Annotated in this window: 1 protein-coding gene; it reads right to left on the bottom strand. The window is 55.9% G+C overall.

The annotated features are described in order from the left end of the window. Positions 1 to 401: serine hydrolase (locus tag ABD169_RS16130; protein WP_344033626.1), on the bottom strand; the 401-nt coding region annotated here is incomplete at its 3' end. Between the last annotated feature and the right edge of the window lie 141 nt (positions 402 to 542).

The raw sequence follows: 542 nt of genomic DNA, 5'->3' as shown, positions 1-542 counted from the left end.
AGCAGATTGGCGGCGCTGTTATCGCTCATGGTAATGGCGGCGGCGCAGAGTTCGCCGACCGTCATGCCGTCGGCAAGGTGTTTTTCGCTGACCGGCGAGTAGTCCACCAGATCCTGCTGGCGATAGTGGATCTTTCGCTCCAGCTGTTCGTCACCGGCATCCACCCGCGCCAGCACTGCGCCGCAGAGCACTACTTTAAAGGTGCTCATCATGGGAAAGGGTTCATCGGCGCGGCAGGCGGTCAGCGTGCGGCCGCTGGCCAGATCCATTTCTATCATGCCTACGCGGCCCGACAGCTGGCTTTCGCTTTGTTTAATTTGCTCAAGCGGCTGCGGGCTGGCGTGTACCGCCAGCGGCAGGGTGGGTAACAGGGAGATAATACACAGGCGAATATAACGCATAACCACAATACATCCTTGAGTGAAGGCCGATAAAGGCGAGTAAAGAAGCGACAAATAAGAATAACCCGGCGTTGGCACTGTTGCAAATAGTCGGTGGTGATAAACTTATCATCCCCTTTTGCTGATGGAGCTGCACATGAA

Origin of the sequence: Leucobacter iarius (genome assembly GCF_039530105.1) — a bacterium.
Classification (GTDB): Bacteria; Actinomycetota; Actinomycetes; order Actinomycetales; family Microbacteriaceae; genus Leucobacter; species Leucobacter iarius.
The sequence above is the reverse complement of the archived record's forward strand: the minus strand, read 5'-3'. Positions and strand labels throughout refer to the sequence as shown.